This window comes from Lentilitoribacter sp. EG35, from assembly GCF_040784015.1.
Classification (GTDB): domain Bacteria; phylum Pseudomonadota; class Alphaproteobacteria; order Rhizobiales; family Rhizobiaceae; genus Lentilitoribacter.
In genome coordinates this window covers 129,417-155,853 of record NZ_JBFNGQ010000006.1, presented here as the reverse complement: position 1 = coordinate 155,853, position 26,437 = coordinate 129,417, and the positions used below count along the sequence as shown (strand labels likewise).

Annotated in this window: 28 protein-coding genes; 16 read left to right on the top strand and 12 right to left on the bottom strand. The window is 44.2% G+C overall.

Annotation, left to right across the window (positions count from 1 at the left end):
- Positions 1-89 precede the first annotated feature (89 nt).
- Positions 90-1,382, top strand: coding sequence for a class I SAM-dependent methyltransferase (locus tag AB2J24_RS12225; protein ID WP_367385650.1), 1,293 nt, complete (start codon positions 90-92; stop codon positions 1,380-1,382).
- Positions 1,383-1,418: 36 nt separating this feature from the next.
- Here AB2J24_RS12225 and blaOXA read toward each other — a convergent pair whose 3' ends face one another.
- Positions 1,419-2,240: a class D beta-lactamase gene (blaOXA, locus tag AB2J24_RS12220; RefSeq protein WP_367385649.1), complete on the bottom strand. Its 822-nt coding sequence runs from the start codon at positions 2,238-2,240 to the stop codon at positions 1,419-1,421.
- Positions 2,224-2,703: a thermonuclease family protein gene (locus tag AB2J24_RS12215; RefSeq protein ID WP_162651220.1), complete on the bottom strand. Its 480-nt coding sequence runs from the start codon at positions 2,701-2,703 to the stop codon at positions 2,224-2,226. The genes blaOXA and AB2J24_RS12215 overlap by 17 nt, the downstream gene beginning before the upstream one ends.
- 118 nt (positions 2,704-2,821) lie before the next feature.
- On the opposite strand from AB2J24_RS12215, the gene AB2J24_RS12210 reads away from it, so the two are divergent.
- Both AB2J24_RS12210 and AB2J24_RS12205 read left to right on the top strand, forming a co-directional pair.
- Complete coding sequence (locus AB2J24_RS12210) at positions 2,822-3,295, top strand: YbaK/EbsC family protein (protein ID WP_367385648.1); 474 nt, start codon at positions 2,822-2,824, stop codon at positions 3,293-3,295.
- 10 nt (positions 3,296-3,305) lie between these two features.
- A complete protein-coding gene (locus AB2J24_RS12205; RefSeq protein ID WP_162651218.1) occupies positions 3,306-3,938 on the top strand; it encodes a LysE family translocator in 633 nt (210 codons plus the stop codon).
- 25 nt (positions 3,939-3,963) lie between these two features.
- Here AB2J24_RS12205 and AB2J24_RS12200 read toward each other — a convergent pair whose 3' ends face one another.
- Positions 3,964-4,725: a TSUP family transporter gene (locus AB2J24_RS12200; protein ID WP_162651217.1), complete on the bottom strand. Its 762-nt coding sequence runs from the start codon at positions 4,723-4,725 to the stop codon at positions 3,964-3,966.
- 319 nt (positions 4,726-5,044) lie between these two features.
- On the opposite strand from AB2J24_RS12200, the gene AB2J24_RS12195 reads away from it, so the two are divergent.
- The 3 genes from AB2J24_RS12195 to AB2J24_RS12185 all read left to right on the top strand — a co-directional run bounded on the left by AB2J24_RS12195 (position 5,045) and on the right by AB2J24_RS12185 (position 8,318).
- The gene (locus tag AB2J24_RS12195; protein ID WP_367385647.1) at positions 5,045-5,953 is read left to right on the top strand and encodes a PhzF family phenazine biosynthesis protein; all 909 of its coding nucleotides are present in this window, start codon (positions 5,045-5,047) and stop codon (positions 5,951-5,953) included.
- A gap of 725 nt (positions 5,954-6,678) precedes the next feature.
- Positions 6,679-7,587: a LysR substrate-binding domain-containing protein gene (locus AB2J24_RS12190; protein ID WP_367385646.1), complete on the top strand. Its 909-nt coding sequence runs from the start codon at positions 6,679-6,681 to the stop codon at positions 7,585-7,587.
- A 134-nt stretch (positions 7,588-7,721) separates the two neighbouring features.
- Entirely contained in the window at positions 7,722-8,318 is a 597-nt protein-coding gene (locus tag AB2J24_RS12185) for an acyltransferase (RefSeq protein WP_162651213.1), read from the top strand.
- A 58-nt stretch (positions 8,319-8,376) separates the two neighbouring features.
- Here AB2J24_RS12185 and AB2J24_RS12180 read toward each other — a convergent pair whose 3' ends face one another.
- Positions 8,377-9,174, bottom strand: coding sequence for a matrixin family metalloprotease (locus tag AB2J24_RS12180; RefSeq protein ID WP_367385645.1), 798 nt, complete (start codon positions 9,172-9,174; stop codon positions 8,377-8,379).
- Positions 9,175-9,391: 217 nt separating this feature from the next.
- Between AB2J24_RS12180 and AB2J24_RS12175 the strand changes: the two genes are divergently transcribed.
- The 5 genes from AB2J24_RS12175 (at position 9,392) to AB2J24_RS12155 (ending at position 12,751) form a co-directional block, all read left to right on the top strand.
- Positions 9,392-9,961 carry a sigma-70 family RNA polymerase sigma factor gene (locus AB2J24_RS12175; RefSeq protein WP_367385644.1) on the top strand — a complete coding sequence of 190 codons (570 nt, stop codon included), beginning with the start codon at positions 9,392-9,394 and terminating at the stop codon, positions 9,959-9,961.
- Positions 9,961-10,644, top strand: coding sequence for an anti-sigma factor (locus AB2J24_RS12170; RefSeq protein ID WP_367385643.1), 684 nt, complete (start codon positions 9,961-9,963; stop codon positions 10,642-10,644). Before AB2J24_RS12175 ends, AB2J24_RS12170 begins: the two co-directional genes overlap by 1 nt.
- A gap of 108 nt (positions 10,645-10,752) precedes the next feature.
- Positions 10,753-11,319 (top strand): fasciclin domain-containing protein, encoded by a 567-nt coding sequence (locus tag AB2J24_RS12165; RefSeq protein ID WP_367385642.1) that lies wholly within the window; start codon positions 10,753-10,755, stop codon positions 11,317-11,319.
- Positions 11,320-11,583: 264 nt separating this feature from the next.
- Complete coding sequence (locus tag AB2J24_RS12160) at positions 11,584-12,297, top strand: cytochrome c biogenesis CcdA family protein (RefSeq protein WP_367385641.1); 714 nt, start codon at positions 11,584-11,586, stop codon at positions 12,295-12,297.
- Between the two features lie 19 nt (positions 12,298-12,316).
- Positions 12,317-12,751 carry a thioredoxin family protein gene (locus tag AB2J24_RS12155; RefSeq protein ID WP_367385640.1) on the top strand — a complete coding sequence of 145 codons (435 nt, stop codon included), beginning with the start codon at positions 12,317-12,319 and terminating at the stop codon, positions 12,749-12,751.
- A 38-nt stretch (positions 12,752-12,789) separates the two neighbouring features.
- Here the strand turns inward: AB2J24_RS12155 and AB2J24_RS12150 are convergent, their stop codons facing one another.
- Complete coding sequence (locus AB2J24_RS12150) at positions 12,790-15,657, bottom strand: response regulator (protein WP_367385639.1); 2,868 nt, start codon at positions 15,655-15,657, stop codon at positions 12,790-12,792.
- 193 nt (positions 15,658-15,850) lie between these two features.
- Between AB2J24_RS12150 and AB2J24_RS12145 the strand changes: the two genes are divergently transcribed.
- Entirely contained in the window at positions 15,851-16,660 is an 810-nt protein-coding gene (locus tag AB2J24_RS12145; RefSeq protein WP_367385638.1) for an aspartyl/asparaginyl beta-hydroxylase domain-containing protein, read from the top strand.
- Positions 16,661-16,670: 10 nt separating this feature from the next.
- Here the strand turns inward: AB2J24_RS12145 and AB2J24_RS12140 are convergent, their stop codons facing one another.
- Positions 16,671-18,200, bottom strand: a complete 1,530-nt coding sequence (locus tag AB2J24_RS12140) for an FMN-binding glutamate synthase family protein (RefSeq protein ID WP_367385637.1) — start codon at positions 18,198-18,200, stop codon at positions 16,671-16,673.
- 251 nt (positions 18,201-18,451) lie between these two features.
- Between AB2J24_RS12140 and AB2J24_RS12135 the strand changes: the two genes are divergently transcribed.
- A complete protein-coding gene (locus AB2J24_RS12135) occupies positions 18,452-18,715 on the top strand; it encodes a hypothetical protein (protein ID WP_367385636.1) in 264 nt (87 codons plus the stop codon).
- 64 nt (positions 18,716-18,779) lie between these two features.
- On the opposite strand, the gene AB2J24_RS12130 is transcribed toward AB2J24_RS12135, so the two are convergent.
- Both AB2J24_RS12130 and AB2J24_RS12125 read right to left on the bottom strand, forming a co-directional pair.
- Positions 18,780-19,172, bottom strand: coding sequence for a group 1 truncated hemoglobin (locus AB2J24_RS12130; RefSeq protein ID WP_367385635.1), 393 nt, complete (start codon positions 19,170-19,172; stop codon positions 18,780-18,782).
- A 300-nt stretch (positions 19,173-19,472) separates the two neighbouring features.
- Positions 19,473-20,240, bottom strand: coding sequence for an MBL fold metallo-hydrolase (locus AB2J24_RS12125; RefSeq protein ID WP_367385634.1), 768 nt, complete (start codon positions 20,238-20,240; stop codon positions 19,473-19,475).
- 202 nt (positions 20,241-20,442) lie between these two features.
- Here AB2J24_RS12125 and AB2J24_RS12120 point away from each other — a divergent pair, with 202 nt between their 5' ends.
- Together AB2J24_RS12120 and AB2J24_RS12115 are read left to right on the top strand one after the other, a co-directional pair.
- On the top strand, positions 20,443-21,192 hold the full coding sequence (locus AB2J24_RS12120; protein WP_367385633.1) for a YdcF family protein: 750 nt from the start codon (positions 20,443-20,445) through the stop codon (positions 21,190-21,192).
- 55 nt (positions 21,193-21,247) lie between these two features.
- Positions 21,248-21,649 (top strand): lysozyme inhibitor LprI family protein, encoded by a 402-nt coding sequence (locus AB2J24_RS12115; protein ID WP_162651200.1) that lies wholly within the window; start codon positions 21,248-21,250, stop codon positions 21,647-21,649.
- A gap of 76 nt (positions 21,650-21,725) precedes the next feature.
- On the opposite strand, the gene AB2J24_RS12110 is transcribed toward AB2J24_RS12115, so the two are convergent.
- Both AB2J24_RS12110 and AB2J24_RS12105 read right to left on the bottom strand, forming a co-directional pair.
- Complete coding sequence (locus AB2J24_RS12110; RefSeq protein WP_367385632.1) at positions 21,726-22,241, bottom strand: GNAT family N-acetyltransferase; 516 nt, start codon at positions 22,239-22,241, stop codon at positions 21,726-21,728.
- Between the two features lie 77 nt (positions 22,242-22,318).
- Positions 22,319-23,734: a DUF1036 domain-containing protein gene (locus AB2J24_RS12105; RefSeq protein WP_367385631.1), complete on the bottom strand. Its 1,416-nt coding sequence runs from the start codon at positions 23,732-23,734 to the stop codon at positions 22,319-22,321.
- Between the two features lie 131 nt (positions 23,735-23,865).
- Between AB2J24_RS12105 and ilvA the strand changes: the two genes are divergently transcribed.
- On the top strand, positions 23,866-25,116 hold the full coding sequence (ilvA, locus tag AB2J24_RS12100; RefSeq protein ID WP_367385630.1) for a threonine ammonia-lyase IlvA: 1,251 nt from the start codon (positions 23,866-23,868) through the stop codon (positions 25,114-25,116).
- Here ilvA and AB2J24_RS12095 read toward each other — a convergent pair.
- Positions 25,113-25,349, bottom strand: a complete 237-nt coding sequence (locus AB2J24_RS12095) for a hypothetical protein (protein ID WP_162651197.1) — start codon at positions 25,347-25,349, stop codon at positions 25,113-25,115. The two genes, ilvA and AB2J24_RS12095, sit on opposite strands and share 4 nt — an antisense overlap.
- A gap of 36 nt (positions 25,350-25,385) precedes the next feature.
- Positions 25,386-26,279, bottom strand: a complete 894-nt coding sequence (locus tag AB2J24_RS12090) for an AraC family transcriptional regulator (protein ID WP_367385629.1) — start codon at positions 26,277-26,279, stop codon at positions 25,386-25,388.
- Positions 26,280-26,437 lie beyond the last annotated feature (158 nt).

Genomic DNA, 26,437 nt, shown 5'->3' with positions numbered 1-26,437 from the left:
TCAAACTTTGAATGCTTTTGGAATAGATTGCATATTTGACTATATTTCCTCTATGGATAAATTAATCTGTAACTTGAGGGTTCTGCAATATGTCAAACAATAGATCAGATTTTAAAACCGAACGTTTTATAAGAACTATTTTAGAACACCTTGACCTGCCTGTACCGATCAGACTCTGGAATGGTCACATTGTGGGAGGGCAGTCCGACTTTGATGTCACCAAGTGCATACATGTGTATGTTGCTTCGCCGCAAGTTGTCCGCGCTATCGCACGTCGACCATCGATAAATAGTCTCATAGAATTGTGGAGTTCTGCGCAGATTGATATAAAGAATGGTACTATTTTTGACATTATAAAAATCGAAAAACGCACTCACCTGAAGGCGAAAATAAAAACCCTTCCCAAGTGGGCTCTGGCCAAAGATCTGCCATCTCTATTTTTGGGTGCAAGCACAATCAAAGATGCCGATAAACTGTCGGGTGACGACCCTTTCGTAAGCGGCTCTAGCCAAAGTGCTATAGAACACCATTATGATGTATCAAATGCATTCTACCAGCTCTTCTTGGATGATGCGATGGTCTATACGTGCGCTTATTTTAAAGATTGGAACAACACAATTGAACAAGCGCAGTTTGATAAGTTGGACCATGTTTGCAAAAAGCTACGCCTGCAACCCGGCGACCGCCTGCTTGATATCGGTTGTGGATGGGGCGCTATGCTTATTCACGCGGTAAAATATTATGGCGTAACAGGGCATGGCGTGTCTTTATCAACGGCACAGACTGAACTTGCTCGACAGCGGATTGAGAGCGAGGGGTTGAGTGATAAAATCACCATCGAAATTAAATCATATACTGATCTTGATATGCGTTTTGATAAGATATCTTCCATTGGTATGTTTGAGGCCGTGGGCATTGCGAACTACGATACGTATTTCTCTACGGTACATCGTTTGCTAGAGCCTGGCGGTATCTACTTACACCATGCAATTACCCGTCGAAACAAGAAGGGTAAGCGGTTTGGTAAGAAGAGTGCCGAGCATAAAGCGCTGGTTAAATATATTTTTCCGGGAGGGGAATTGGATCACATCGGCATGTCGCTTTCCAATTTGGAAGCCCATGGGTTTGAGGTTCATGATGTGGAGAACCTTCGCGAGCATTATGGAAAAACATGCCGTCTTTGGGCGGAGCGACTATGGGCGCGTTTTGATGAAGCGGTGGTTGAAGTTGGCGAAGCGCGTGCTCGACTTTGGTATTTATACATGGCTCTGTGCGCAATCGCTTTTGAGCGCGGAACTGTGCAAATCAATCAAACAGTTGCTACCCGCAGGCAGCGTGGCGTGAGCACAATTCCGCAAACACGCGATGATTTGTATATTTAGTTGCAGCCAAACGGCTTCTGTTTGCCTTGTTGCAATCTAGTATTTGCCTAGTTTGGCTAGCATTTCTCGCGTAATTATCTCTCGTAAGGAAACATCTTTTCGCGAGTTGATGTCGATATTTAGAGCAAATGACACAAGCTTATTCGGTTTGCCCGTATTTTCTATCCAGCCTACAAACCATCCAATGTTGGGATCTGGAGCAATGGTCCAGCCTGTTTTGCCATAGAAAGTTCGGTTGCCACTGCTTTCTATTTTCGCAATGTTGCGGACAATCTGTTGGGTTTTCATGGAAAGTGGGAGTTTAGAACCGGCAAGTTTTGCGATGAATTGAGCTTGTTCTACGGCGCTTATTTTCAGCGGCCCTTTTAGCCAGAACATCGTTACATTATCACCAACTGTATGATTGCCATAACCAAGTTTCTTTAACCATATATTATAGTCTTGAATGCCAATCCTACGTGCAAGTTCTTGATATACAGGTACATTTGATACTTTAAAAGCCTGTTTGATCGGCATGTCTTTTTCCCATGCCTTGATAGGTTGAGGTTTGCCCCCAAAGGGTATGATCTCATTTTCATCAGCGATGATGTTCGTCTCAAGCGCAATCAAACTGTTGGCAATTTTAAAGGTTGAAGCGGGTATCATCTGTATGTTGGCGCGTTTAGAGTTCACCAATGTAAGTTGATCTTGTGTTGGATCATAAAGCGCAAACGTCCCCGAAACATTGTGTTTTTTGAAGACAGTTATGAGATCAGCACGATCGATGATGTCTGCCGCCTTGGTGGGGATCAAAGCCAGTAGAATGGTCATTGTCACGCAAAGTAGCGAGAATGCAAAGTTATTAGCCTTTTTTCGCATAATATCCCTTGGTAAAACGCGTATATTCACGTGCTGCACCGGATTTAATCATCTCATGATTCAGTTCGCTGCCATCGCGAAAGAAGCAACGACCGAGTGTACGCCCAAATTTGTCTATGCCGACCACGTTGACTTCAATTTCCTGATCTTGCGCAAGGCGACGAAGGGTCTGGGTAGCTTCATTGTAGCCAGCCTCGTGTTTTTCTGGTGCTTGAATGCCCCACAAGCGTATTTGCTCCTCGTGACCAACGACATAAAGGCTGTCACCATCAATTATGGAGCGAACTTGTCCTGTAAAATAACCTGAATATTGTTCATATTCAGTTGTGCCACGCGCCTGGCCATTATTTGCACTCCCGGCAGCGGTTCGCGTTTTCACATTTTGCAGGAACGCACCCAAAAACGACATCACAAGCCGCTGCAGCAATGGCAGTATCAGTAGGCTTATGAGAAGTCTTAGCATCTTGATTTACCCCAAGAGGAAAATTTCTGGTGAATAGGTATAAGGTATGTGTTCACCTTTCAAACTTCAAGTTATGTTTACTGTCAGGACTTCAAATAACAACAGGTAAGGGTGAGCAATGTCAAAAAGTGCGAAGCGGGTAAAGGCGGCGCTTGATGCGGCTGGACTGAACATCGAATTTGTCGAAATGCCAGATAGCACCCGCACAGCAGAAGAAGCCGCTATCGCTTGTAAAGTCGAAGTTGGTCAGATCGTCAAATCGTTAATTTTTGAGGGGCAGAGATCTGGCGCATTGAAACTGCTGCTTGTAAGTGGAGATCATCAGGTTGATATGGCGCTGGCAGAGAAGGCGGTTGGTGAAGGGTTGATGCGCGCTGATGTAAAACGCATTCGTAAGGAGACAGGCTTTGCAATAGGTGGCGTTTCACCCATCGGACATTTTTCGCCTTTACCGACTTATATTGATGAGCATTTGCTCGATTTTGACAAAGTTTGGGCTGCTGCTGGTGGCAACAATATCGTGTTTGAGATTGACCCAAAGATACTGTTGGATATAACAGATGCACACACGTTTAAAGCGATTTTGAAATAGGAGTAGTTAGATGATTTGGTCCACAATAATTCCCTTCGCAACATTGGCAATGTTGTTGATTATGTCACCAGGGCCAAACGGTGTTTTGATCGCCAAAACTGTTCCAACATCGGGACGAAACGCTGGTTTTGCAAATATCGCGGGTTTTTTCGCGAGTTTTTATGTACATGGTGCTTTTTCAATATTAGGGGTTTCTGTTATTTTGATGCAGTCGGCAACCGCCTTCATGATTGTTAAATATGCTGGCGCCGCCTATCTATTGTGGCTTGGGATAAAAGCTCTAAAAACAGCCTTCAGAAGCGAAGGGGTCGCGGAAGCTGTAACGCCGGCAAAACGAAAAAGAACATTGTTAAAGTCCTTTCTGGAGGGGTTTTTATCTAATTTTCTTAACCCCAAAGTCGCATTATTTTATCTTGCTGCATTTCCTCAGTTTATAACTATTGGGCAAGATAGTGCGGGGCTGTTTTTCCTACTGGTTACTATTCATGCAGTTCTAAATGCGATATGGTTTACTGGCATGGTGCTACTATTTTCATATTTCTCTCGTGGAGCGCCAAGTAAGGTATTTAAGCGCTGGCTCAATGGCGTCACAGGATTTGTGTTTATCGCCTTTGGACTGAAGCTCGCAACATTTAAAGCCTAGATTTACTGCTCCTGAGGGGCAAACTTTAAAAGACTTGTTTGGCAAGATTGAGTGCACAAATTCCCATCAAAATCATAAGGCATATTGGCTTATAATATTTGGCGAGGGACGGATTGAAAAACAGGCTGCCGATCAAAATACCAGCGGACAGTAGCGGGGTCATAACCAGAACGCGCTTTATGGAATCAAGTGTGAAGATATCGTAGATATAGAAGTAAATTCCGGTTCCTACCTCCGAGATTAGCAGGAACATGACAAGAGATGCCCGCATTTGCGCTGCGGGTTTTTCGCGTGCCAACACATATAGCGCAACTACCATTCCGCCAACAGCTGCAATACCAGATGCTAGCCCCGCCGCTATGCCACTAATATACAGCCCTGATTTTGTTGCCAAAAAGTGTGCTTTTACCTTTATGAATATCAGACTTGCGAGGCTTAAAATTAAAACAAGAGCAACAATTTTTGATAGTTGAACATCGATTTGGGTAAGAATTAACAGTCCGATTGGCATGCCAATAAGGGTTCCTATCACCAAGCCCCAAACAATGCTCATATCGGCTTCTTTCATTCCGCCACGAAGCATAAATAGGCTTGCTACTACCTCGAGCCAAAAACAAATTGGCAAAAGTTCGATAGGTGAGATCACACTCGACAGGCTTGCCATCACAGCCGCAGAAAGAGCAAATCCTGAAAACCCTCGCAGGAGACCAGCAAGAAGCGATGCCCCTAGCATGAAGATGACTATGTCTGGCGATATGTTTGCGAATTCAGCGATGTCTTGTAGCAATAATGGATCTTTCCGTCGATGAAAATAGCAAAGCAGATTCACCGCTTATTAGATAGTCGAAAGCCAAATATTGCGCAAACCAGTGCAATAATTATGTGGAGCCAGTTGAGTATATAATCGTTGTCGGATGTTGGGAAGTAGAAGGTTAAGAGAGGTGTGACATAAACGAGATCCAATTATTGGATCAATATCATCACACATAAATATATATATATATATATATAGATAATGTTATATATTCATCAATTCGCGCGCACAACAGTAGTATATTTCTGGTACTTGCCGTATTAAGAACTGTCAGAAACTGGGGAGTGGCCGGATGAAACTGGAATATATGGTGGTTGATGTTTTTACATCGACCCGATTTGGCGGTAATCCGCTTGCTGTTGTGTTTGATGCAGATGACCTAACCACAGAGCAAATGCAAACCGTTGCGCGGGAATTTAATTTTTCGGAAACAAGCTTTGTATTAGCGCCCAAAGACGCCAACAATACAGCTCATGTTCGGATATTTACCGCATCGATTGAAATGCCCTTTGCAGGTCACCCAAACGTTGGTACGGCTTATGCTTTGGCAACGCGCAACGAACATCATGTTGAAGAAATGCTGTTTGAAGAAAAGGCGGGGCTTGTTAGCGTAAGAATTGCTTATGATGGAGACGCACTATCGCACACGTCTATCGTCGCGCCCCTACCGCTGTCAGTGCTACAATCCTTGACGTGTGAAGAAATAGCGGCTGTACTGTCACTACACGAAGCAGATATCATAACATTGACACATCCACCTCAAATTGCGAGCGTTGGGGCAGAGTTTATTATTGTAGAGGTTGAAAATCGGGATTGCCTTAAAAAAATTCGTTTTGATTTTTCCGCAGCCGAACGTTTAAATGTCCCTCCTAGTTGTGATGCTATTTATGTATATACGCGTGATACCGATACGGTGATTGCTGATACAGATGTAGAAAGGGATTGGACGGCTCGTATGTTCGCTTTTGAGGAAATTCCCTATGAAGATCCGGCAACAGGAAGTGCAAGCGGCGCGGCGGTCGCGCTCGTAGCTTCACTTGGTGTCGCACCCAAAAATGGTGATGTATATTGTCTGTCGCAAGGTGTCGATATGGGGCGTCCAAGCGAGCTATATGTGAGAATGTTAGGTGAAGGCGTGAATGCGCGTGCTGAGATTTCTGGCAAAACCGTAACGGTTATGCAGGGCGAAATCGAGATCTAACATTGGGAAGCGCAACCAATAGCGATATTGCTGAAACTATCAAAGGCGGGTGCCTATGCGGTGCTGTGTGATATAAGGTCGAGTGTCTTGGCTGCGCATTGATCTGTCATTGCCGTATGTGTCAAAAGGCTTTCAGCAACTTTTTACCCCGCTTGTTTCATCTAAAGGGCTAGAATGGACAAGGGGAGCGTACGCAGTATTCCACAGCACAAATCGCAATTGGAGCGGATTTTGCAAAGATTGCAGCACACCGCTAACTTATGAGTTTGAAGGTGGCATGAAGGTTTCGATCGGATCGCTAAATAACCCAGACCTTGCGCCGCCCGCAGTGTAGGTAGATGTGGACGGTAAACGCCATTTTATTGGTCATTTTTTGATCAACCCGAGGTCTCCCATTCAGAACGATAATAATGAAGAATGGAACGCCTGGGTGGTATCCAACCAATATCCCGATTTCGATACCTGAGAATATTCTATTCAGATTTTATGCAATGCGGATCGAACTGTAGATCTGCGCGTTCCCGTTCTGACATCTGGTCGATATCTGGATGAGATAAGGGGTCCTTACACCAATCAATCATATAACGTTGCGGCCATTGCGCATTGGGTCTTCGAGTATTCCAAAGTCTCAAAATGGGGAGGTAAAAATATTTCATTTGTTTAGTTTTATAATTATTTCTCCTTTTAAAAATAGATTTTTTTATAAATCTAGTTTAGAAAAACTAATGCAAAACTTAAATGCGATACCACTTTCAGCGCTTAGAGCCATAGAGGTGATAGCGCGTACGGGCACCTTGGCACGCGCAGCTGAGGAGCTGGGTGTGACGCTAGGAGCGCTGAGCCAAAGGTTGACTAAATCGGAAGCAGCCCTTGGGCGGCCCCTGTTTATCCGCACTCCATACGGGTTAAAACCAACAGAAGTTTGTGCTGACATTGCTCCGCGACTAACTCGCGCCATTGGCGATCTATCCAGCATCGTGTCAGACATCCGCGCTGTTGACAATTCTGTGTTGACGGTTTCCGTGGCACCCATTTTTGCCAGCCGCTGGCTCATATGGCGAATTCACAAATTTAATGAGCAAAATCCGACGATTAAAGTACGAATTGAGCCAACGAGCGATGTGGTCGATTTAAATATAACTGAGGTTGATGTGGGTATTCGGGTAAGCGAAGACCCGTCGATGGGCAGAAATGCGGTTAAATTGCTAGATCAGCGCGTATTTCCTATCTGTTCTCCAGAAGTCGCCCAGAATATAAACTCGCCCACCGATCTTTTAAAGCTTCCGGTGATTTGCGAGAATGAAAAACTATATGGCTGGGGATCGTGGTTGGTGGAATATGGTATTTCGGATCAGTCCTTGCAACCAGGACCAACATATGCTGATGCCTCTTTGTGTCTCGATGCGGCCATGATGGGGCAGGGCGTGTTTATGGCTTGGGAAACTCTTGCCTGCGACGCCTTGGAAAGGGGGCAAGTTGTTTCCCCGTTTCAACAGCGGTCATGCACTGGAGCGACATACTGGTTCGCCACAAGTCGTATATCGGCTGAGAAATCCAGTGTCCGCAAATTCAAATCATGGCTCCAAAGTGAACTTGAATGTTCAATCAGGCATTGGAGAAGTGATCAAGGCTAACCGGAACTCAACCCAAAATTGGACATAATCAGCTTGAACCTGAAAATTAAGACTTGAGCCGGCCCCTTTTGTTGTCCTAAATAAGTTGATCCAAGTCGAATTTAATGATTTCCCTACAAATAGCGGGTGTTTGAGTGAGCGGACGTAAAACATTTCAAACTTTAAAGCCCATTATTACGACCATTGGTTTGCCCTTTTCCTACATGCCACGTCAGTTTTTTATTGTCACGTGGCCCTTGTTTGAGCATTTTCCGTGGAGTTTTGGAGTGCTGCTACGTTATATTTGGGCAAAGCGTTTGGCAAAATCTTGCGGCGATAATGTATTGTTAGAAACCGGTGTTCGCATCACGCACTGGGACCAAATCGAATTTGGTGAAAATTCTGCGATTTTCGAAAATTGCTATCTTGATGGTAAGGGCGGCATCAAGATTGGCGATAATGTTTCCATCGCGCACCACGTCTCGCTCATCAGTTTTGATTTTGATATTGACGAAACAGATTTTAATACACCGCTTAAATACAGCTCACATCGCTTAAAGCCGATTGTAATTGGAGATGATACGCTCGTTTTTTCAGGTTCGCGCATTTTAGCTGGCGCTCATCTAGCGCCGCGTACAATTATTGCAGCCAATTCCGTGGTTAAAGAGGGCGACTATGAACCTGGCGTGTATGCAGGCGCGCCAGCGAAATTCAAGCGAAACTTACAGGCTCAGCAAGACAAGAAATCCTAATCAATCGTACTCAGAGCACTTGATTCCAACCTGAAATGATTTTGTTGTTACATTCGGATCAGTGCATGGCTGCTAGTTGTTCAAATGCGGGGCGAAATGCGCTAAATGGGCTGACAAGTTGGACCGGAGTTCCATTTATCTCTTTCAGCTCTCCAGACCAGGCTTTTCGGTAAAGGGTGGCGAGATCTTTTCTGTCATTTTCAGTCATGTAGCTGTTTGGGCCATAATTCATGATTGAAAATGGTGCGTGATCACCAAAAATTTCACTGCGCCAACGCTTTTCACTTATTTTGGCAAAGAAATGTCGAAGACCGAATATATGTCCAGTCTCGTGTGCCATTGTTTCAGCTTGCTCTTGCTCTGATTGTTCGAAGAGTTTTGGGTAAACATTTAACTCGTGCCTTCCGCCATCGGGAAAGAAAGCGCTGGCCAATGTACATCCGCCATTGGGGATGCACTTATCCTGCCAGTTAAAAACATACTCAAAATCCCATGTATCACCCGTTTCAACTTCTCGAAACTTGATAGGGACAGAATCTCGCCACAACATTATTCCATTGGCTAATATTTGTCTGAGATACTGTTTGGCTGCTTCCGGTTGCTCAAAGATGGCAAGAGAACGTTCTTGAAATCTCCAACGCAAAATGACATCCTGCCTCCATAAGGGAATAAACCCATCTGCTGCATGGACAACCAGCTCGGTTGGAGACCTTGCTAAGGGGGGCTCAGCATGACCGATACTATCCGTCTCGCATACGCTTCCCTTATAATAGATGTGCGACTGTTGAGCATATCTTGCTTCTAAAGCCTCACTCTCCGGTTTTGTCGATACACATTCCTCACATACCTTTTTCATTTCTTTCTCCTGCTGGCTCTTACAAATTTAGACCGTACCTAAAAGTAGAAAATAAATAATACACAATTATAAGTAAAGCGTTGGATAGGAGTTCTTACCGATGGTTTTACGTATAGTTTGATGACGTCGAAGGTATTCATCGATAGACTCATCCAAATAACCTAATCCCGCGTATAACACTTCAAATGGTCAAAATTATGAGTGGAGGGGGTCTGTTATGGACCTTGGGAATATACGATTGTCTCAGACAGATATCATCGCAGATCTAATATCCAAGATAGCGCTTCGGGATCGAAAAGCGTTTGATACGCTATATTCTCACACATCTTCGAAACTTTTTGGGGTTCTGTGTCGTTTACTAACTGACAGGGTCGAAGCAGAAGATGCTTTGCAGGAGGTTTATGTGCGGATTTGGCAGAAGGCAGATCGTTTTGCGACGCAAGATGCCAGCGCTATGTCGTGGGTTTATGCTATCGCGCGTAACCATGCGATTGACCGTTTGCGAACACGTAAGACCGATACATCGCCAATTGATGATATGGCAGACTTTCTCGCAGATGATGCCAAAAGCCCTGAGCAAAACGCTGTAGCCTCCGGCGAGGCGGCGGCAGTGGAGCATTGCATGGAGAAGCTTGGCGAGTTAAAAGCAGATGCAGTGCGAGCAGCTTATATGGAAGGATATAGCTATCAGGAGCTATCTGATCGTTATAAGATTCCACTTAATACAATGCGGACGTGGCTAAGACGTAGCCTTCAAAGTCTGCGCGCATGTTTGGAAGAAAGATAATGAGCACTGGGCTGGGTGATTACGGTTTGAAAAATAATGATGAAGACTTGGCAGCCGAATACGTCCTTGGTGTGCTAGATTCAGATGCTCGTCAACTTGCTGCAAAACGCATTGAAAGCGACATCGCCTTTGCGCGCATGGTCTCATCTTGGGAGCAACATTTCTCTGGCCTCAATGCTGGTTATGAAGAGGTGCAAGCGCCTGATGCTGTTAAAACTGCGATCGACAAAGAACTATTTGCCGCCCCAACACAACAAAGCGATGGTGCACTTGGTTTTCTGACCCGTTTTCGTATTCCTATTTTGATTGCGGTGCTTCTGATCGCAATTTCTCCACGCGTCATGAATTACTTAACAGTAACGCAAGAGCAGATTCTTTATACAAGTGAGATAGCCAGCCTCGAAGGATTTGATGTCGCATTTGAGGCAAAGCTTACCGACGCTGGCCTTACGGTGACACAGAATAAGGGAACAAAACCGGCCGATAAAGATTATGAGCTTTGGCTTGTATTAGCAGATGGTCCTGTGCTGTCTCTTGGGGTGATCTCAGGTGAGTTAAACCGTGAAGGTTTAGATATCCCGGCGGACTCAAAATTTGCGATATCTGTTGAACCGATCGGCGGCTCGCCCACTGGCGTAGCAACAGGCCCGGTTGTGGCATTGGGTCCGTTGCTCAAAGCATAAGAAAGTTAGAAGTGAATTATTTAGTTTTATCCTGAAACTTATTTGAACGTCCTCTCGTTTGTTTAGATAACTCCCGAATGATCGGGACGGCAAATAGGAGAAAATCAAATGATTAAATCACTTCGTATCGCACTAACAGCAGGCGTTTTCGCAATTGCATCTTCAACGGCTGTATTGGCCGACGGTCATGCAAACCCAATGGTTGGCGGCGCCAAAATGATGATGGATATGGATATCGTTGATAACGCGATGAATTCAAAAGACCATACAACCTTGGTTGCAGCAGTTGCGGCGGCAGGTCTTGTTGATACGTTAAAAAGTGAAGGTCCGTTTACGGTATTTGCACCAGTAAATGATGCATTTGCTGCGTTGCCAGAAGGCACAGTAGACACGTTGCTAAAGCCTGAAAATAAGGACATGTTGACAAAAGTACTAACCGCCCACGTTGTTTCTGGCAAAATCTTGGCGGGTGACCTTGTAAAGATGATCGGTGAAGCTGAAGGTGGTAAACTCGCCATTGAAACGGTGTCTGGTGATACATTAACCGCAATGCTCGATGGTAAAATGGTCAAACTCATGGATGAAAGTGGTAGTATCGGCACAGTGACAATTGCAGATGTGAAACAGTCAAATGGCGTGATCCACGTTGTCGACACTGTACTCGTACCAAAATAATAGCAATCAGAGATTACTTGAGTGCTGATTATTTTAGTTGCGCTTGCTCAAATGCCCCGTTGCAGAAATGCTTCGGGGTATTTTGTTACCATAATAAATTCAATAGCTTCTGGGGAGTAAGTGAATCAAAATGTGAATTTCACTTTTATTCAAGAGCGTAAGAAGCACACACGGTTTTGTGAATGTTTTTCAGATAAGTTTAGTTGCTATGCAATATGTTCGTACTTAGAACTCGTGATGAAAGGTCATCTCTAAGGAACATTCATGGAATTGATTTTTGCATATCTTGCAGGAATATTAACGCTCATAAATCCGTGTGTATTACCGGTTTTACCAATCGTAATTGCGTCAGCTTTTAATGCAAATTCTCGCGGACCTCTCGCACTTGCTATTGGCTTGACCATTTCCTTTGTGGTTTTTGGAATGTTTGTCACAACCATTGGCCATTCGATTGGCCTAACTCAAGAGCGCCTGTCACAAATTGGCGCCGTTCTGATGATGATCTTCGGTCTTATACTATTGGTCCCAGCTTTGTCGCGGCGGTTTGAAATTGCCACACAAGGGGTTTCAGGTGCCGCTAATCAAAGAATGCTGGGGTTAGATCTTTCCGGCTTTAATGGTCAGTTACTGGGCGGTATTCTGCTTGGTATCGTATGGTCGCCGTGTATTGGGCCAACTTTGGGCGGTGCGATTGCGCTTGCATCTCAAGGCGAGAGTCTTTTGTGGGCTTTCTTCATTATGTTGTTTTTTGCCTTTGGTGTCTCTACCCTAATATTGGGCCTGTCTTGGGGCACAAAAAGCGCATTGCAAAAGCGCACAAATGCCATGAAATCAATTGCAGAGCGCTCAAAACCCATCATGGGCGCGGTCTTTCTGAGCGTCGGGTTGATGATTTTCTTTAAAATTCACTATATTTTGGAGGCATGGGCGGTCGATATTCTTCCATATTGGCTCCAGGATTTTTCGGTCATACTTTAATTTTGAAAAGGGATGAAAAATGATAAAACGCAGAGAATTTATTAAGCTTGCCACTACTGCAACCATGCTTGTGGGAAGTGGCCACTTTGCTGCTGCTGATGATGCTAACTTTGATGTAATCGCCTATAAGCCTGGTATCGTCAAGCAAGCGTTAGCGGATGGTAAAACTGTTTTCATAGATTACGCAACACACTGGTGTACAACATGCAAATCGCAAGAGCGCACCATTAGATCACTTCGAAAAGAAAACCCGAAATACAATGACTTATTGTTTGTGCGTGTGGATTGGGATGAAGATTCATCCAGCCCTATATCCACCGATTACAATATTCCACGTCGTTCGACGTTACTCGTGTTAAAGGGTGATAGAGAACTGGGCCGCATTGTTGCTGGAACTGGTCGCGGTCAGATTAAAGAACTACTGGATGCTGGTTTAACTGCAGAAAATTCTTAATTCTGAAACGAGCATACTGATTTGGGAAATGATGACCGCTATGAGTTGGCGTTCATTTTATCAGCGCGTAGTTGTTCTTTTGCAAACCAGTTTTCAATTTTGCTCATAAGACTGACAGGTGAGACTGGTTTTGAAAAGTAATCATCCATGCCTGCTTCGAGACACAGATCAACATCGCCTCTGATAGCATGGGCTGTTATGGCTATGATGGGCGTATGTGTACCTAGCTCTTCTTCAAGCTTGCGAATTTGAACTGTTGCATCATGACCGTTCATCACTGGCATGGAAACATCCATAAGAATGAGTCTTGGCTTCTTAACCTTAAAAACATCGACACCGAGTTGACCATTGGCGACAATTTCATAGCTGTATCCGCTATCATCGAGGATATGCTTAAATACGGTTTGATTGACTTCATTATCCTCGCACACCAAGATATCGATTTGATTTTGTTGGGTGTTTATTGCGAGTGTCGAGTTGGTTTGTAAAGGTGGTAACGTCAGCAATGTATTCTGATTATCAGCATTTTTCTCATTATCCAACTTACCGGTCAGCACATCTTGAATGGTTTGTAACAGGAGTGTTTTTCGCGCTGGTTTTATGAGCTGAGCCTGTACATCGAGATATTTTATTTCCTCGTTACGGGAATTCAGATCAATCGAAGACAAGGTAATGATTGGTGTCTGGGTGTAATCTCGCATCGTACGAATTTTTGCTACGAGTTCTCTGCCGGTAATTCCTGGCATTTGATAGTCCAGAATGATCGCATCAATATTGAGGTTCTTTTGAGATGCCATTTCCAAGAAAGCAATTGTTTCATATCCGTCATCTACGGCAGCACAGTCAAACTGGTATTCACATAGCTGTTCTATAAGGTTTTCTCTATTGGTGGAACTGTCATCAGCAATCAGTATTTTTGAGCCAGCTTTATTACGTAAATTTGCCAGCCTATCATCGTTTTCAGCATACATTTCCAACTCAATTTTAAACTGGAATGTCGAACCTTTACCAATTTCGCTTTCAACGCTGATTTCACCGCCCATAAGTTCAACCAATGAGGTGGAAATTGCTAAACCAAGTCCTGTACCTTCGTGTTTACGCGTCGCGCTTTCATCAACCTGACTAAATTTATCGAATATCTTGTTTAGTTTATTTTCCGGTATACCCATTCCCGTATCTTTGACCGAGATATTTAAGCAATGCAGCCTGTGCCCGTCTTTTGGTCCATCTCTGCGCTCGGTTTCGCTTACATCAATGGATACGTACCCTATATCGGTAAATTTGATCGCGTTTCCTACCAGGTTTGTGATGATTTGACGAATTCTTCCGCAATCACCGATGGCCACGTCAGGTAATTTGGGGTCCACGCGAACCGTAAGTTCAATATCTTTGTTTGCTGCAAAAGACGAGGCGAGTGTGGCAACATCTTCGATTGCCTCTGCGAGAGAGAAGGGGGCCGGATCAAGCTCCATTTGATGCGCATCAAGTTTTGAGAAATCTAAAATATCATTGATGATTGTTAAAAGTGATGCGCCAGATTTTACAATGACATCTGAGAATGTTTTCTGCTTTACGTCCAGCTCCGTCTTGGCAAGCAGTTCTGCCATTCCCATGATGCCGTTCATCGGCGTTCGTATTTCGTGACTCATATTGGCAAGAAATTCTGATTTAGCCCTATCAGCACTCTCAGCGGCTTGTTGCGCATTTACCAATGATGTCACATCGGTATAAAGGCCGACAAAAATACCGTTGCTGCCAGCTGCAACACTTATGTTAATAGCCTTGCCGTTTTTTAAAGTTCTTTGAACTCGAAATGCATTAACATTATTTTGGCCCGGCTTGACGGATTGTCTCAAAACGTCCATGAGGGATTCTGCCGTAACTCCCTCCGCATGATCACCGCGGGCAATCTCAAAATTGAGCAGATCTTTGATGGGATTACCCGTCTTTAGAAGATTCTTTGGAAACTCCATAAGTTTTGATACGGCGGGATTCGTGTATAGAATTTTATCGTGATTATGAATTAAAATACCATCAGGTATCGTCCGAAGTGCAAAGATAACTGTTTCCAGTTTAGATTTCTCAATCATTTGCACCGTTACATCGCTACCGGTTCCTAAATATCCGAGAAATTTACCGTTACGGTCAAAGTCAGGGGCACCGCTAATGGATATCCACCTGACGGAGCCGTCTGCACGCTGGAAAGGGTAATCAAACTCTCTAAATGGTTCATGATTTTTAAGCGTTTCCAGGTGTGCATCAAAGTTGACGCCTTTGCTGACGGCCAGTTCGGTCTTTTCTCTTTTGCGCCCAACCCAATCCTTGGCTTTAATCCCGGTAAAATATTCAATTTGCGGTGACATATAGGAAAATTCGAGGTCAGCATTCATCTCCCAAAACCAATCGCAGCCCGTTGTTGCTATGGTTTCAATCCGCTTTTTCTCGATGTTTAATTGGGTAAGCGATTCCTCTGCCTCAGTTCTAGCTTCTTCCAGTTGTATTTCTCGATCTTTTAAGTCTTCAATATCAATTGCAATGCCGCATACCGCTTGACTTGGCGTCTGGTATTTTGTGACCCTGCGCCAGCCCGCAGAGGAATTACGAACTTCGTTCACTATTTTGTCTGATCGTTGAAGTTTGACGTGCTTAGTGATGTGGTTTTCCAGCTCATCCTCGGTAAAATCGGGGTCCGCCGATGCGCGAAGAATATCTGCAAGGGTCAATTCGGTTTGTGGTGCATTTTCCTTAAATGCGTTTGGATGCATCTCTTCATAGTTTTTGCTCCAAAATATGAGCTTGTCATTTTCATCAAAAATAGAAAAAGGTATCGGAGAGTGTTCTATAGCTTCAGAGAGGATTTTATGTTCCCTGATTATGCGTTCTATCTCTAGGTTGCGTTTTGGCATGAAGTTAAACCATCAATTGAAACTAATTAAAATCATGCCACGTCATTGTTAAATAAAGATAAATTTGCCCTGTCATATCTTATGTGTATGGCGGTGCGGCAAGCAATCCATTGCAATTGGATTGTAAGCTTGATAGCAGGATTATAACATGAATTTGAAGATCAACATTACACTCGAATAGGGATGTGTGAATATGGATAGAAAAACCAAAAAGCTAATTAAACGCATCGCTGTGACCGCAATAGCAATTGCTTTGTTTCTGGCATTTCCTCTTGTAATTTTGTTTTGGGTGATTTGCGGTATTATTGATTTCTCACGCAATAAAACCGAGGGCTCCTTAGCGTTAAAGCGTTATTTTACCGGAAATGGGATATTAACGTGGTTTCTGTCACCATTTAATCTGTTTTTGGATCTGATATCGCACAAAAACCCAGGCATATTCCAGCTGGAAGATTTTCCTGATGAGTATCGCGAAGAAATTGAAACTGTGCTTGATGTATTCAAGGAACGCAAAGACGATATTATGGCCGATATTGACGAGGCTATGGGTGAAAATGCGCGGGGTATGTACGTTTATAAATGGTACGGCAAACAGTATATCGACAATGTTCCCGAGTTTAATCGCGAGTTTAAACATCTTAAAACGATTGCTGTGTCGGTGTTCAGCGGCAAAGAATCTACATCCTGGCACTATGGCCCGATCCGCATGTCGATCCGTATCTTGTACAACCTAACACCAGTTGAAAAAGATAATGTATTTATTGAGTGTCAGGGCAAAAAACACCTTTGGTACAAAGATCAGTTCTATGCTTTTGATGATACGCTATTCCACCGTTCCGTGAACGATGCAGGCACACCGCGTTATGTGGTCTTTATGGACATTGCCCGTCCATCCTATTTCCCGAAAATTATCACCACATGCATGGTCGGTTTTTCAGCCATTCTCGAACGCTTTAAATCCATGTTCTATAAAAACTGGAAAATGCTGGACTCCAAGAAATAGTCGTAAACGCCTATTTGGCTTCATATTCTGCCAAAGGGTGCGGCGTGGGGTATAACTCGTCCATCGTAATCGAGCGTCCAGTGGTTTGGACAATGCGCACATGACTGCGTTGCATAAGCCGTGGGCGCGCGACCCCGCACGAGTGTGAGATAACCTCTACCTCGTGCACCATATTCTTGTGATAATTGGCGACCTTTGCGGCTTTATCCGTTGGATCCAATCCGTGTTGCAGGCGCTTGTTATGGGTCGTAATGCCCGTCGGACAGGTATTTTTATTGCATTTCAACGCCTGAATACACCCAAGCGAGAACATAAAACCACGTGCTGAGGTCACAAAATCAGCGCCCGTTGCCAATGCCCATGCGACTTCTGATGGAGTGATGAGTTTGCCAGAGACGACAATGCGAATACGGTCCCGCAGGCCATATTTATGCAAAATATCCGCTGTTTGTGGTAGCGCTTCGCGAACAGTCAATCCGACATTATCCATCAGTGCCATGGGAGCCGCGCCTGTTCCGCCATCACCGCTGTCGATTGTGAAGAAATCTGGCGCATGTTCGATGCCACGCGCATGAATTTCTCTACACATATCCTCAATCCATGAAAATTCACCTATGACAGCCTTAAAACCAACGGGTTTGCCTGTCACTTTTTGAATATGATTGATCATATCCAGCATATCTTTGGAGGATGTGATCTCGGGATGGCGATTGGGAGAGATCGATGCTGTGCCTTCTTCAATGCCGCGAATTTCTGAGATCTCGCGATTGACCTTAATGGCAGGCAAAATGCCGCCTTTGCCTGGTTTCGCACCTTGGCTCATTTTTAGTTCAAACATTTTGATCTGCGGTTTGGCGGCAACCTCGCGCAGTTTTTCGTCGCTTAAACCGCCTTCTTTATTTCGAACGCCATATTTTGCTGTGCCAATTTGAAAGACAATGTCCGCACCGCTTTCCAGATGATAGGGTGACACGCCACCTTCGCCGGTGTTCATCCAGCAATTGGCCATCTTTGCACCGCGAGATAATGCTCTGACTGCTGGCCGCGATAATGCGCCATAGCTCATGCCTGAAATGTTGAAGAACGAAGGCGCATCATACGGCTCGTTTGCGTAGGGACCGATGAGCAGTGACTGCACCATGTCAGCTTCTTCATCTAGTGCAGGGAAGGGACTGTTAACAAAGATCGATGTGCCAGCTGGTGACAGGTTCTTGGTTGAGCCAAATGCAATTGTGTTATTCTTATTTTTGGATGCTCTGCCTACCCAGTCACGTTCAGCGCGGTTAAAGGGCATTTCCTCGCGATCCATGGCAAAGAAATATTGGCGGAAGAATTCGCCAAGTTCAGAAAACAGCGAGCGGAAGCGGCCAAGCACTGGATAGTTCCGCCGCACAGCGTCCGCACTTTGGGTTATATCAATGAAGAAAAGGACCACTATAATAAGAAAAACAAGTCCGAGCGCCACAACAAACAGTGTGGATAAAACGTCCAATGCGGCGATCACAAATCGTGCAAACGGACTTTCCATCATCAATTCCATAGATGTATCTCCCAATTATCCAAAACAATCGATTCCATTATGAAACCAATGTGCCAGTATTTATGTTCAAACACTAGCTAAAGACTAAATAGCGATGTGTTCAATTGGAAATGACGTTTGGGTGAGTGTTGGTTTATCGGCTGGTCGCCAATACACAGCCTATCGCTCTAAAAATCAAAATCTTTCTTGTAGAAAGATGAAGAATGGGTACTTATAACGCAGCAAAATCTGATGCGCATTTGGAGCTAATCATGGCAGAAGAAACCCGTTTCATAGTTCAGACATATGGTTGGAAAGCCGCAAGTGGCGGAACACCGGCGCAACTTGTGATTACAGAAACAAAAGAGGTGCCATCGGAAGCCGATGCGGTCAGACGCGCCGAACGGATACATGATAAAAGTACAGACCATGTCGGCGTCGATGCCTATAGAGTGACGGTTGATGATGAGGCGGGCGAATATGGTGACCCTGTATTTTTTGCCCGTTTAGGTGATGTACCCGATTTTGGTGACTAACTGCCCGATTTTGGTGGCTGACTGATTACGAATTACCGTAATGAGGTTTATCGCGCTGCTCAACTTATGTGGAATACTTTTGAAAGTTGTTCTCGGTTTCAATAGCAATAGCCAGAACTTTCTCGCGAATATCATCATCTACGTCAAGGTCAATAAGTGCGGCGTTTAGTGCTTCGTTAAATGCGGTAATTTGTTCCTGCTTCAAGTTCAGTTTCCCATGGGCCGTAGATAGTTTTTCCATATCGTAGACAACAGATGAACCACCCAAAGCGTATGTTAAAAAACGTTTCTGATGATTGATTTGTTGCATGAGATCAATATGTTCGAAAAAGTGCGCCAATCGGTCATCAGAATTTACATGTGCGTATAACGCCATGGTGAGCGTATCAACCGCTGCCTCCCCGCCAATCCTGTCGTAAAGTGATGTTTGAGACTTTTGATTAGCATTCGAACTCATTACCATTTTATACGCAACCCTAAATAAATTTCCAGGAAGTGTAGTGTAAGTGAAAACTATACTTGTTACTGTATTTTTATTCTTGAATGTGTGAATAAATGCTGAACATATATTACTGATTTGAATAGCTAAAAACAGTATTCATCTATAGGTAATATGAGAAGGTAAGTGGTCTATCAGTTTCGAATAATAGTTGGTCCGATGTGTTGTTGCTTACTAAAAATCCGATGTGTTGTTGCTTACTAAAAACGTGCAACTTTCGCTACACGCTTTTGCGCTCAGATAGTTTTTGGGTGCGAACTATCCGTACCATTTACCCAATTTGACGTCTGATGCTGCACCAACAAGGTCTGCGAACTCTTGTGGGTCTTGAGTGCCGTTATCGCGGCCACGATAATGATAGGGATAAACATGGGCAGGCTTAAATTCTGCAACCGCAGACGCTGCGGCCTTCACATCCATTGTAAACGGTAAGTTCATACACACAAAGGCGATATCTATGTTCTTTAGTGCACGCATGTCTGGGATGTCCTCTGTATCACCAGAAATATATATGCGTTGCCCATCTAAACTTACAATATAGCCGTTATCTCGACCTTTCGGATGGAATTTTTCACGTCCCTTTGTTGTGTTGTACGCAGGTATTGCATCAACAGCTATGTCTGCCATCTTGGTGCTCTCACCATTGGCTAACTGTCTTGCTTTTGCTTGCATAGGTGCTGGTAACTTGGCGTATACTTCCGGATTAACAATCATTTGCGTGTTTTCACTGACAATTGCGTTAAGCGTTTCCTGCTTAAAATGATCACCGTGATGGTGCGTAATGAGCACGAGGTCTGGTTCTGCAAAACTTGCATAGTCAGCTGCATCTCCAACCGGATCAACGTAGATTGTTCCGTTAGGTGAAGTCATTACAAAGGAGGCATGAGAGATAGGGTTTATCGTAATATTCCCGAATTTATCTCCCCTATGCCCATCGGCATATGCAGCATAGGGCATAACAGTGATCGCACTGGTTATTGCGGCAGAATATTTCAAAAAATTTCGACGTGTGTTTTGCTGTGTCATGAATATTTCTCCTCAAACGATTAAATAATGATGGTGCTGCATTCATTTGCACGAAATCAGGTTGAAGATAGATTTTAAATGTGATGATAACGTGGTGCGGAATCTAGGTAGTGAATTAACACTCTTGTTCGCATCTTGCTCTCGCCAATCTTATGAGTAGCTAGTTTTGTAATCAGTCTTAGTAGTCAGATGTAGAGAGAAAATGACCATATATCTTCATAAAATCCTGCCAGTCCTCATCTCTCCAATTTTCATTGCAATAATGTTGATTGTTTTTGGTCTTATGTTGAAACGTGCACGTTATGCCTGTTTTGCCATCATCTTCTTATGGGTCTGTTCCATGCATGTAACGAGTAATTATCTCATGTCTATACTAGATGGAAATCAACTTAGAGGTTCACCGGAAAATATTACAGAAGATGCTGATGCTGTTGTTGTTCTCAGTGGAATGTTGACCATAGTGCAAGGTAGCGAAGGATTGGCAACCGAGTGGGGCGATCCCGATCGCTTTTTTGGTGGGCTTGAGGTTTGGAATACAGATAAGGCCAACAAGCTTATTTTTACACGTGGTCAACTACCTTGGACCCAGCATAGTGTGCCTGAGGGCGATTATCTAAAAGCTCGAGCTGTTGAGCGCGGTGTTCCAGAAGGTGATATCTTGGTTACTCGGCCTGTGGAAAATACAGCGCAAGAAGCAGCTGCAGTCAAGGAGTTGTTGAAAGCGATAGATAGCCCATCCATCATTCTGGTGACATCCGCATTTCACATGCCTCGTGCTGTACGCGTATTTGAAAGCGAGGGCATTTCGGTTGAAACATACCCGGTCGATTTTAAGGCAGAGGTCAAATCTCTTACGATTATGTCATTTTTGCCAAATGCAGCTGCGTTGTTTCGTACCTCGTTGTTCTCTCGCGAGATGCTTGGGCGACTGTACTATTGGCTAAGAGCATAATAATTATGGTAAGCTCTCTCCCAGAATAGAACGTTGTCATGTGAAGGAAAGAAAATTGGAGACCTTACATTCACCTTTCAGGCTCGCATTGGGATTGGTAATCATCTTCTTAATGACCTCACTTATCACAAAAGCAGAAGATATAGATTGCAACAATGTGTCGACCACTGTCGGGATAAAATTCTGTTTGAGCGATCAGTTAAATCTGGCTGATGGTGAGCTGAATCGTATCTATAAGGCTTTGCGTTCCGATCAGGATGACGAAGCAAATGAGTTGTTAAAGGCGGCTCAACGCGCGTGGATAGCCTATCGAGATGCAGAATGCGCGCGCGTCGCAGATACTGCTCGTGGTGGAACCTTAGCGGGTGTTTTGGATTTAAGCTGCCATGTAGATATGACCAAAGCAAGAACCGAAGAATTAGCGCTAAATCCAGTCACCGGCGAAATTCGGTACTAGAAATTTGACGTCTAAGGATGAATTTGCATCCAGATGCGGCGTCTGTTGCACCACTCGTCGAGTAGGCAATTTCTAATCATTTATGTTCGGCATCTATCTGGTATGATTTGGCCTGCTCACCGTCAATGCACCTATTTCCGCTAAATTGCATGCCGATCTTTTCTGCTACACGCATTGACGCTACGTTTCGAAGAGCAATATCTGCAACAATGCGTTTTAAACTAAGCGTATCTAGGCCATATTCTAATACAACTGATGCGGCCTCAGATGCATAGCCATGACCCCAACTCTTTCGTGTGAATCTCCAGCCGATTTCCGTCTCATCTGTTATCATTTGATACGGAAGGAGAAGTATCCACCCCAAAAAATCATTGGCTTCTTCGTTTCTAACAACAGACCAGTACCCCAGGCCTTCAGGATATTCAAAATTCATGCGATCAAGTATAAACGCACGATGCTTTTCTGCGTCCGACCACGGCCCCGTCACGTATTGTGTGACCATGGGATCTCGATCCATCGCAAGACAAAGCTCTAGATCCGTCACCAAGCGTGGCCTTATAAGTAGTCTGTTCGTTTTGAAGGTTGGTAGCATTCAAATTCCGATTTGTTTGCTTTTAACTGCTATTGAGTGCTCTGATTGATGTTACTGGTTACAGAACAGGTTCCCGCTTAATTCAGGCCTAAATCTTTCTCATATTCGAGGAAGTTTCCACGTGGTAAATACATCAATATTAATTTGTCTTCTGTGTTTTCAATAACCTCGTAGCAGTAATAATCCTCCGGCCCATCCTGGATTTGTAAGAATGATGTGCCCGTTTCTCTAACGCTTGAATCATTGCATGTCGTGGTGAAGCTCACTGCACCTTCTGAGGATAGGTCGCCATTGTAGTAATCGAATTTTTTATAGTCATCGAAAAATCGTATTGTTGATGATGGATCATCCAGTGACCGCCATAGACCAACAAGCCTATTCATTCTGAGTTGGTCTGCATCATCTCCCATGTCTTGATACTCGCGAAGCGTAACCTCAAAGGTAATGTCGCCATAATTATGGACGTCTCCCAGAATTCTATAACGGGAATTGATAGAAAGCCCATCCACTTGATTAAGGAGCGCTTCATTGGTTTTGCCATCGTCAAAGATGATATAGCGCCCACCATTGGCTTCAAAATTACAAGATAGAAGACCATCAATTCTGTCACATCCCTTAAAGATCGCAATCTCATCATAGGTCTCACCGTAAGTGCCAGGCGCAGCACTATTTGATTTTATATTTGAACTGGATTGCGCAGGTGCATACTCGCGGATGGTAATGTCGGCTGATTTGCCAGAGTAAAAAATCATATCGCCTGAAAGGTCATACGTGCCGTTAAGAGGTAAGGCATCGATTTCTTGCAGAATGTGGGAGTGGCTCTTACCATCGTCCTTAACAACATAGGACCAACCGTCAGCCATAAATGTACACCAGAGCAACCCATCAACCCGATCACAGCCTTTGAGCACTGCGCGGATGGAATAGGGTTCGCCATGGGTTCCAGAAGGAGCGCCGGGACCAACGTTTTGAGCTGCTGGTTCGGGAGAGGTTTTTACCTCTGGTTCCGGTGTTGTTCCCGGTTCGGTGTTTTTGGCAACTTCCTTGCTGGCTGAGTAGATTGTCGTATTATCTAAAGTAAGGGTAAAACCTGTCGTGCCTTTTGCTAATTTGAGTTGGCGAAAATCTTCAACTTTATATCCGCGTTTTTTGCAATCCTTGTCACCAATAATTGTGAAAGCTTTGGAATCGGTGCAGAAATTATATCGCTCACCGTCAAAATCTCCGCCTCTATGTTTGGCGCGGTAATAATAAAATCTGCTTGTCAGATCATCTTTGATCACCGTGGTACAATCACCCTTGATAATGCCCCACCAACCCTCTGATACCCAACCTTCACTGGTTTTATAACCAATGGCAACATCTCTGGTTTCATTCGTTTCATTGCAGATTTTAAGTTTTGCTTGAGCAGAATCGACGTTGAATAATAGCGGTGCGGTCAATAGCGCAGCAAAGATGCTCGCCTTAAGAATAAAATTGATTTGCTTTTGCATGTATGGCCCCAATTTATAATAGACAATATGCGAGTATAAATGGTGCGGTCAATCAATTGTGCCAACTTCATTTATCTTGCCAAGCATTTGAAGCAGTTATACAAAGCGGATGGCAATAAAAGGTATGTAAAATGTCAGGCTTTAGATCTAATGTGGAAATGGCGAACAAAGAACTTCGTGTGCTGTTTGCTCCCACGCCATTGCAGAAGAACGAGCATCTTTCAAAAATGTATGATGCTGATATTTATCTCAAACGAGAAGATTTAAGCCCTGTAAGATCTTATAAAATTCGGGGTGCTTTTAATGCCATGCGTAAGGCGCTTGCGGCTAATCCCGATCTGTCAACATTTGTGTGTGCCTCTGCGGGTAATCATGCGCAAGGCGTAGCATTTGCATGTAAGCATTTTGGTGTTCGCGGCGTTATATTCATGCCCGTTACAACGCCTGAGCAGAAAATCAATAAAACCTCGATCTTTGGTGGTGACCAGGTCGAGATTAAACTCGTGGGAGACTATTTTGACGACACACTCCACGCAGCACAAGAATTTTGCGAGCATGAAGGTGCTCAGTTTTTGCCTCCTTATGATGCAGATGATGTAATTGAAGGGCAGGCTACTGTTATTGCCGAAATCATGGAACAGTTGGCGCAATTAGAACCAGATATGCTGATCGTACCTGTGGGTGGCGGTGGATTATCGGCAGGTTTGGTCAAGTTTATGTGCGAGGGCGACAATGACGTCGCATTCCGCTTTGCAGAACCTTCAGGGGGGCGTAGCCTGTTTTCCACCCTTTGCGCAGGTAGCATTGTTACGCTCGATTACGTCGATAACTTCGTAGATGGCGCTGCGGTGGCTCGTATTGGTGACCGAAATTATGAGGCGTTAAAACATGTAGATCCTGATCATGTGATTGGTGTTGACGAACGGCGTCTCTGCACGACAATGGTTGAGATGCTGAATATCGAGGGTATTGTGCTTGAGCCAGCAGGCGCGCTCACAATCGACGCGTTGAAGGATCTTAAAGATGAAATTAGGGGTAAGACAATCATCTGCATCACGTCCGGTGGTAATTTTGATTTTGAACGTCTGCCAGATGTCAAAGAACGCGCGATGCGTTATGAGGGGCGGAAAAAATATCTGATTTTGCGATTACCACAACGTCCGGGCGCATTGAAAGACTTTCTGAGCCTGCTGGGTCCTGATGATGATATTGCCCGTTTTGAATATCTCAAGAAATCAGCCCGAAATTTTGGTGCCGTACTGATTGGTTTGGAAACAAAAAATCCGGAAGGGTTTCCGGAACTCTTTGCGCGTTTGAACGATAACGGTTTTTCGTTTCAAGATATCACTGATAATGACATGTTGGCGGAAATTCTGGTTTAACTCCACCACCTGAAAAGCCCAATAATTGCCGAGGCAGCATAGAAGAACTGTAGAGCGAAAAAGGCCCAGCGCTTATCAATATACCCCCATCCGGCAAACAATAATGCGGATATGAGCAATAGGCTGAAACCCAAAATTTCGTTACCAGTGTTGGATGCGATGAGAAGCGCGTAGGCCATGGCTAAAGCAGAGCCCGAAACTTCAAATATTGTGACAAGACGGTTTTTATCCATCGAATTATCTAACTCCTAAATTTGGGTAGTGTTGTCTTATACCATGATTACAATGCGACCTAAATCATTGCGAGGAGACGCGCCGAATTTACGAGTATACTCTCTAGTGAATTGTGTCGGGCTTTCATAGCCTACTTCAAACGCAGCTGATGAAATTGAAATATCACCTTGAGCAATAAGCCGCCGTGCTTCCATTAATCGTAATTCCTTTTGGTATTGCAGTGGTGACGTTGCGGTGATGGATTTAAAATGCTCATGAAATGATGAGGCGCTCATACCGGCGATATTAGCAAGGTCATTGATGGCAATTTGAGTTTTGAAACTCTTTTTAATTTCAGCAATTGCCTTTGATATACGGCTTGCGTGGCTATCGCGGTTCAGAAGCTGGCGCAACATGCCACCATGTCTGGCTCGTAAAAGTCTAAAATGTAGTTCCTTTAAGATAAGTGGACCCATAACATTTGCCTCAGTCTCATCTTGCGAGAGCATAAAGTAGCGGCGCATTGCATCGATAAAATCATCATCAGCTTTTTGCATGCCAAGCGAGGTCACTTCAGAAGTTGAAGCTCCATGGCCAATGATTTGACCATGGAGGCTGAGCAGAATGGATAGATCAATAGGTACAACCAAGGCCAGGTATGGTTCTTGCTCGCTGGCTTTTGTAATGCGAGAGATGATGGGCAAATTATGAGAGACAATAAAGGACTGTCCCGCCTCAGATCTGCATGTCTTGCCATCGAAGACGGCTTCTTTTGCGCCCTGTAGGATCATGCAAGTTACGGGTTCATATACTGTCGCTTCAAATGCAGTTGGCTCAGTGTACTTCATAGCAAAAAGGCGTAGTGGCTCATCGAAATTGGTTGAGCTATTGTTACCACGATTGCTGATGTATTTGTCCACACTTGCTATGAATTGGGCATCGATCATCATTATTACTCCTGCAAAATAGCTATAACTCTATGATCTCGATGCCTCAAGAAGCATTCTGGATATCTGGAGAAATAGGCAGGTTATATGGAGGATAGGGCAGGTAGTTCTCACTTATGAACACTAAATTGGGTCATCGAACATAGATAAAGGAATAATGT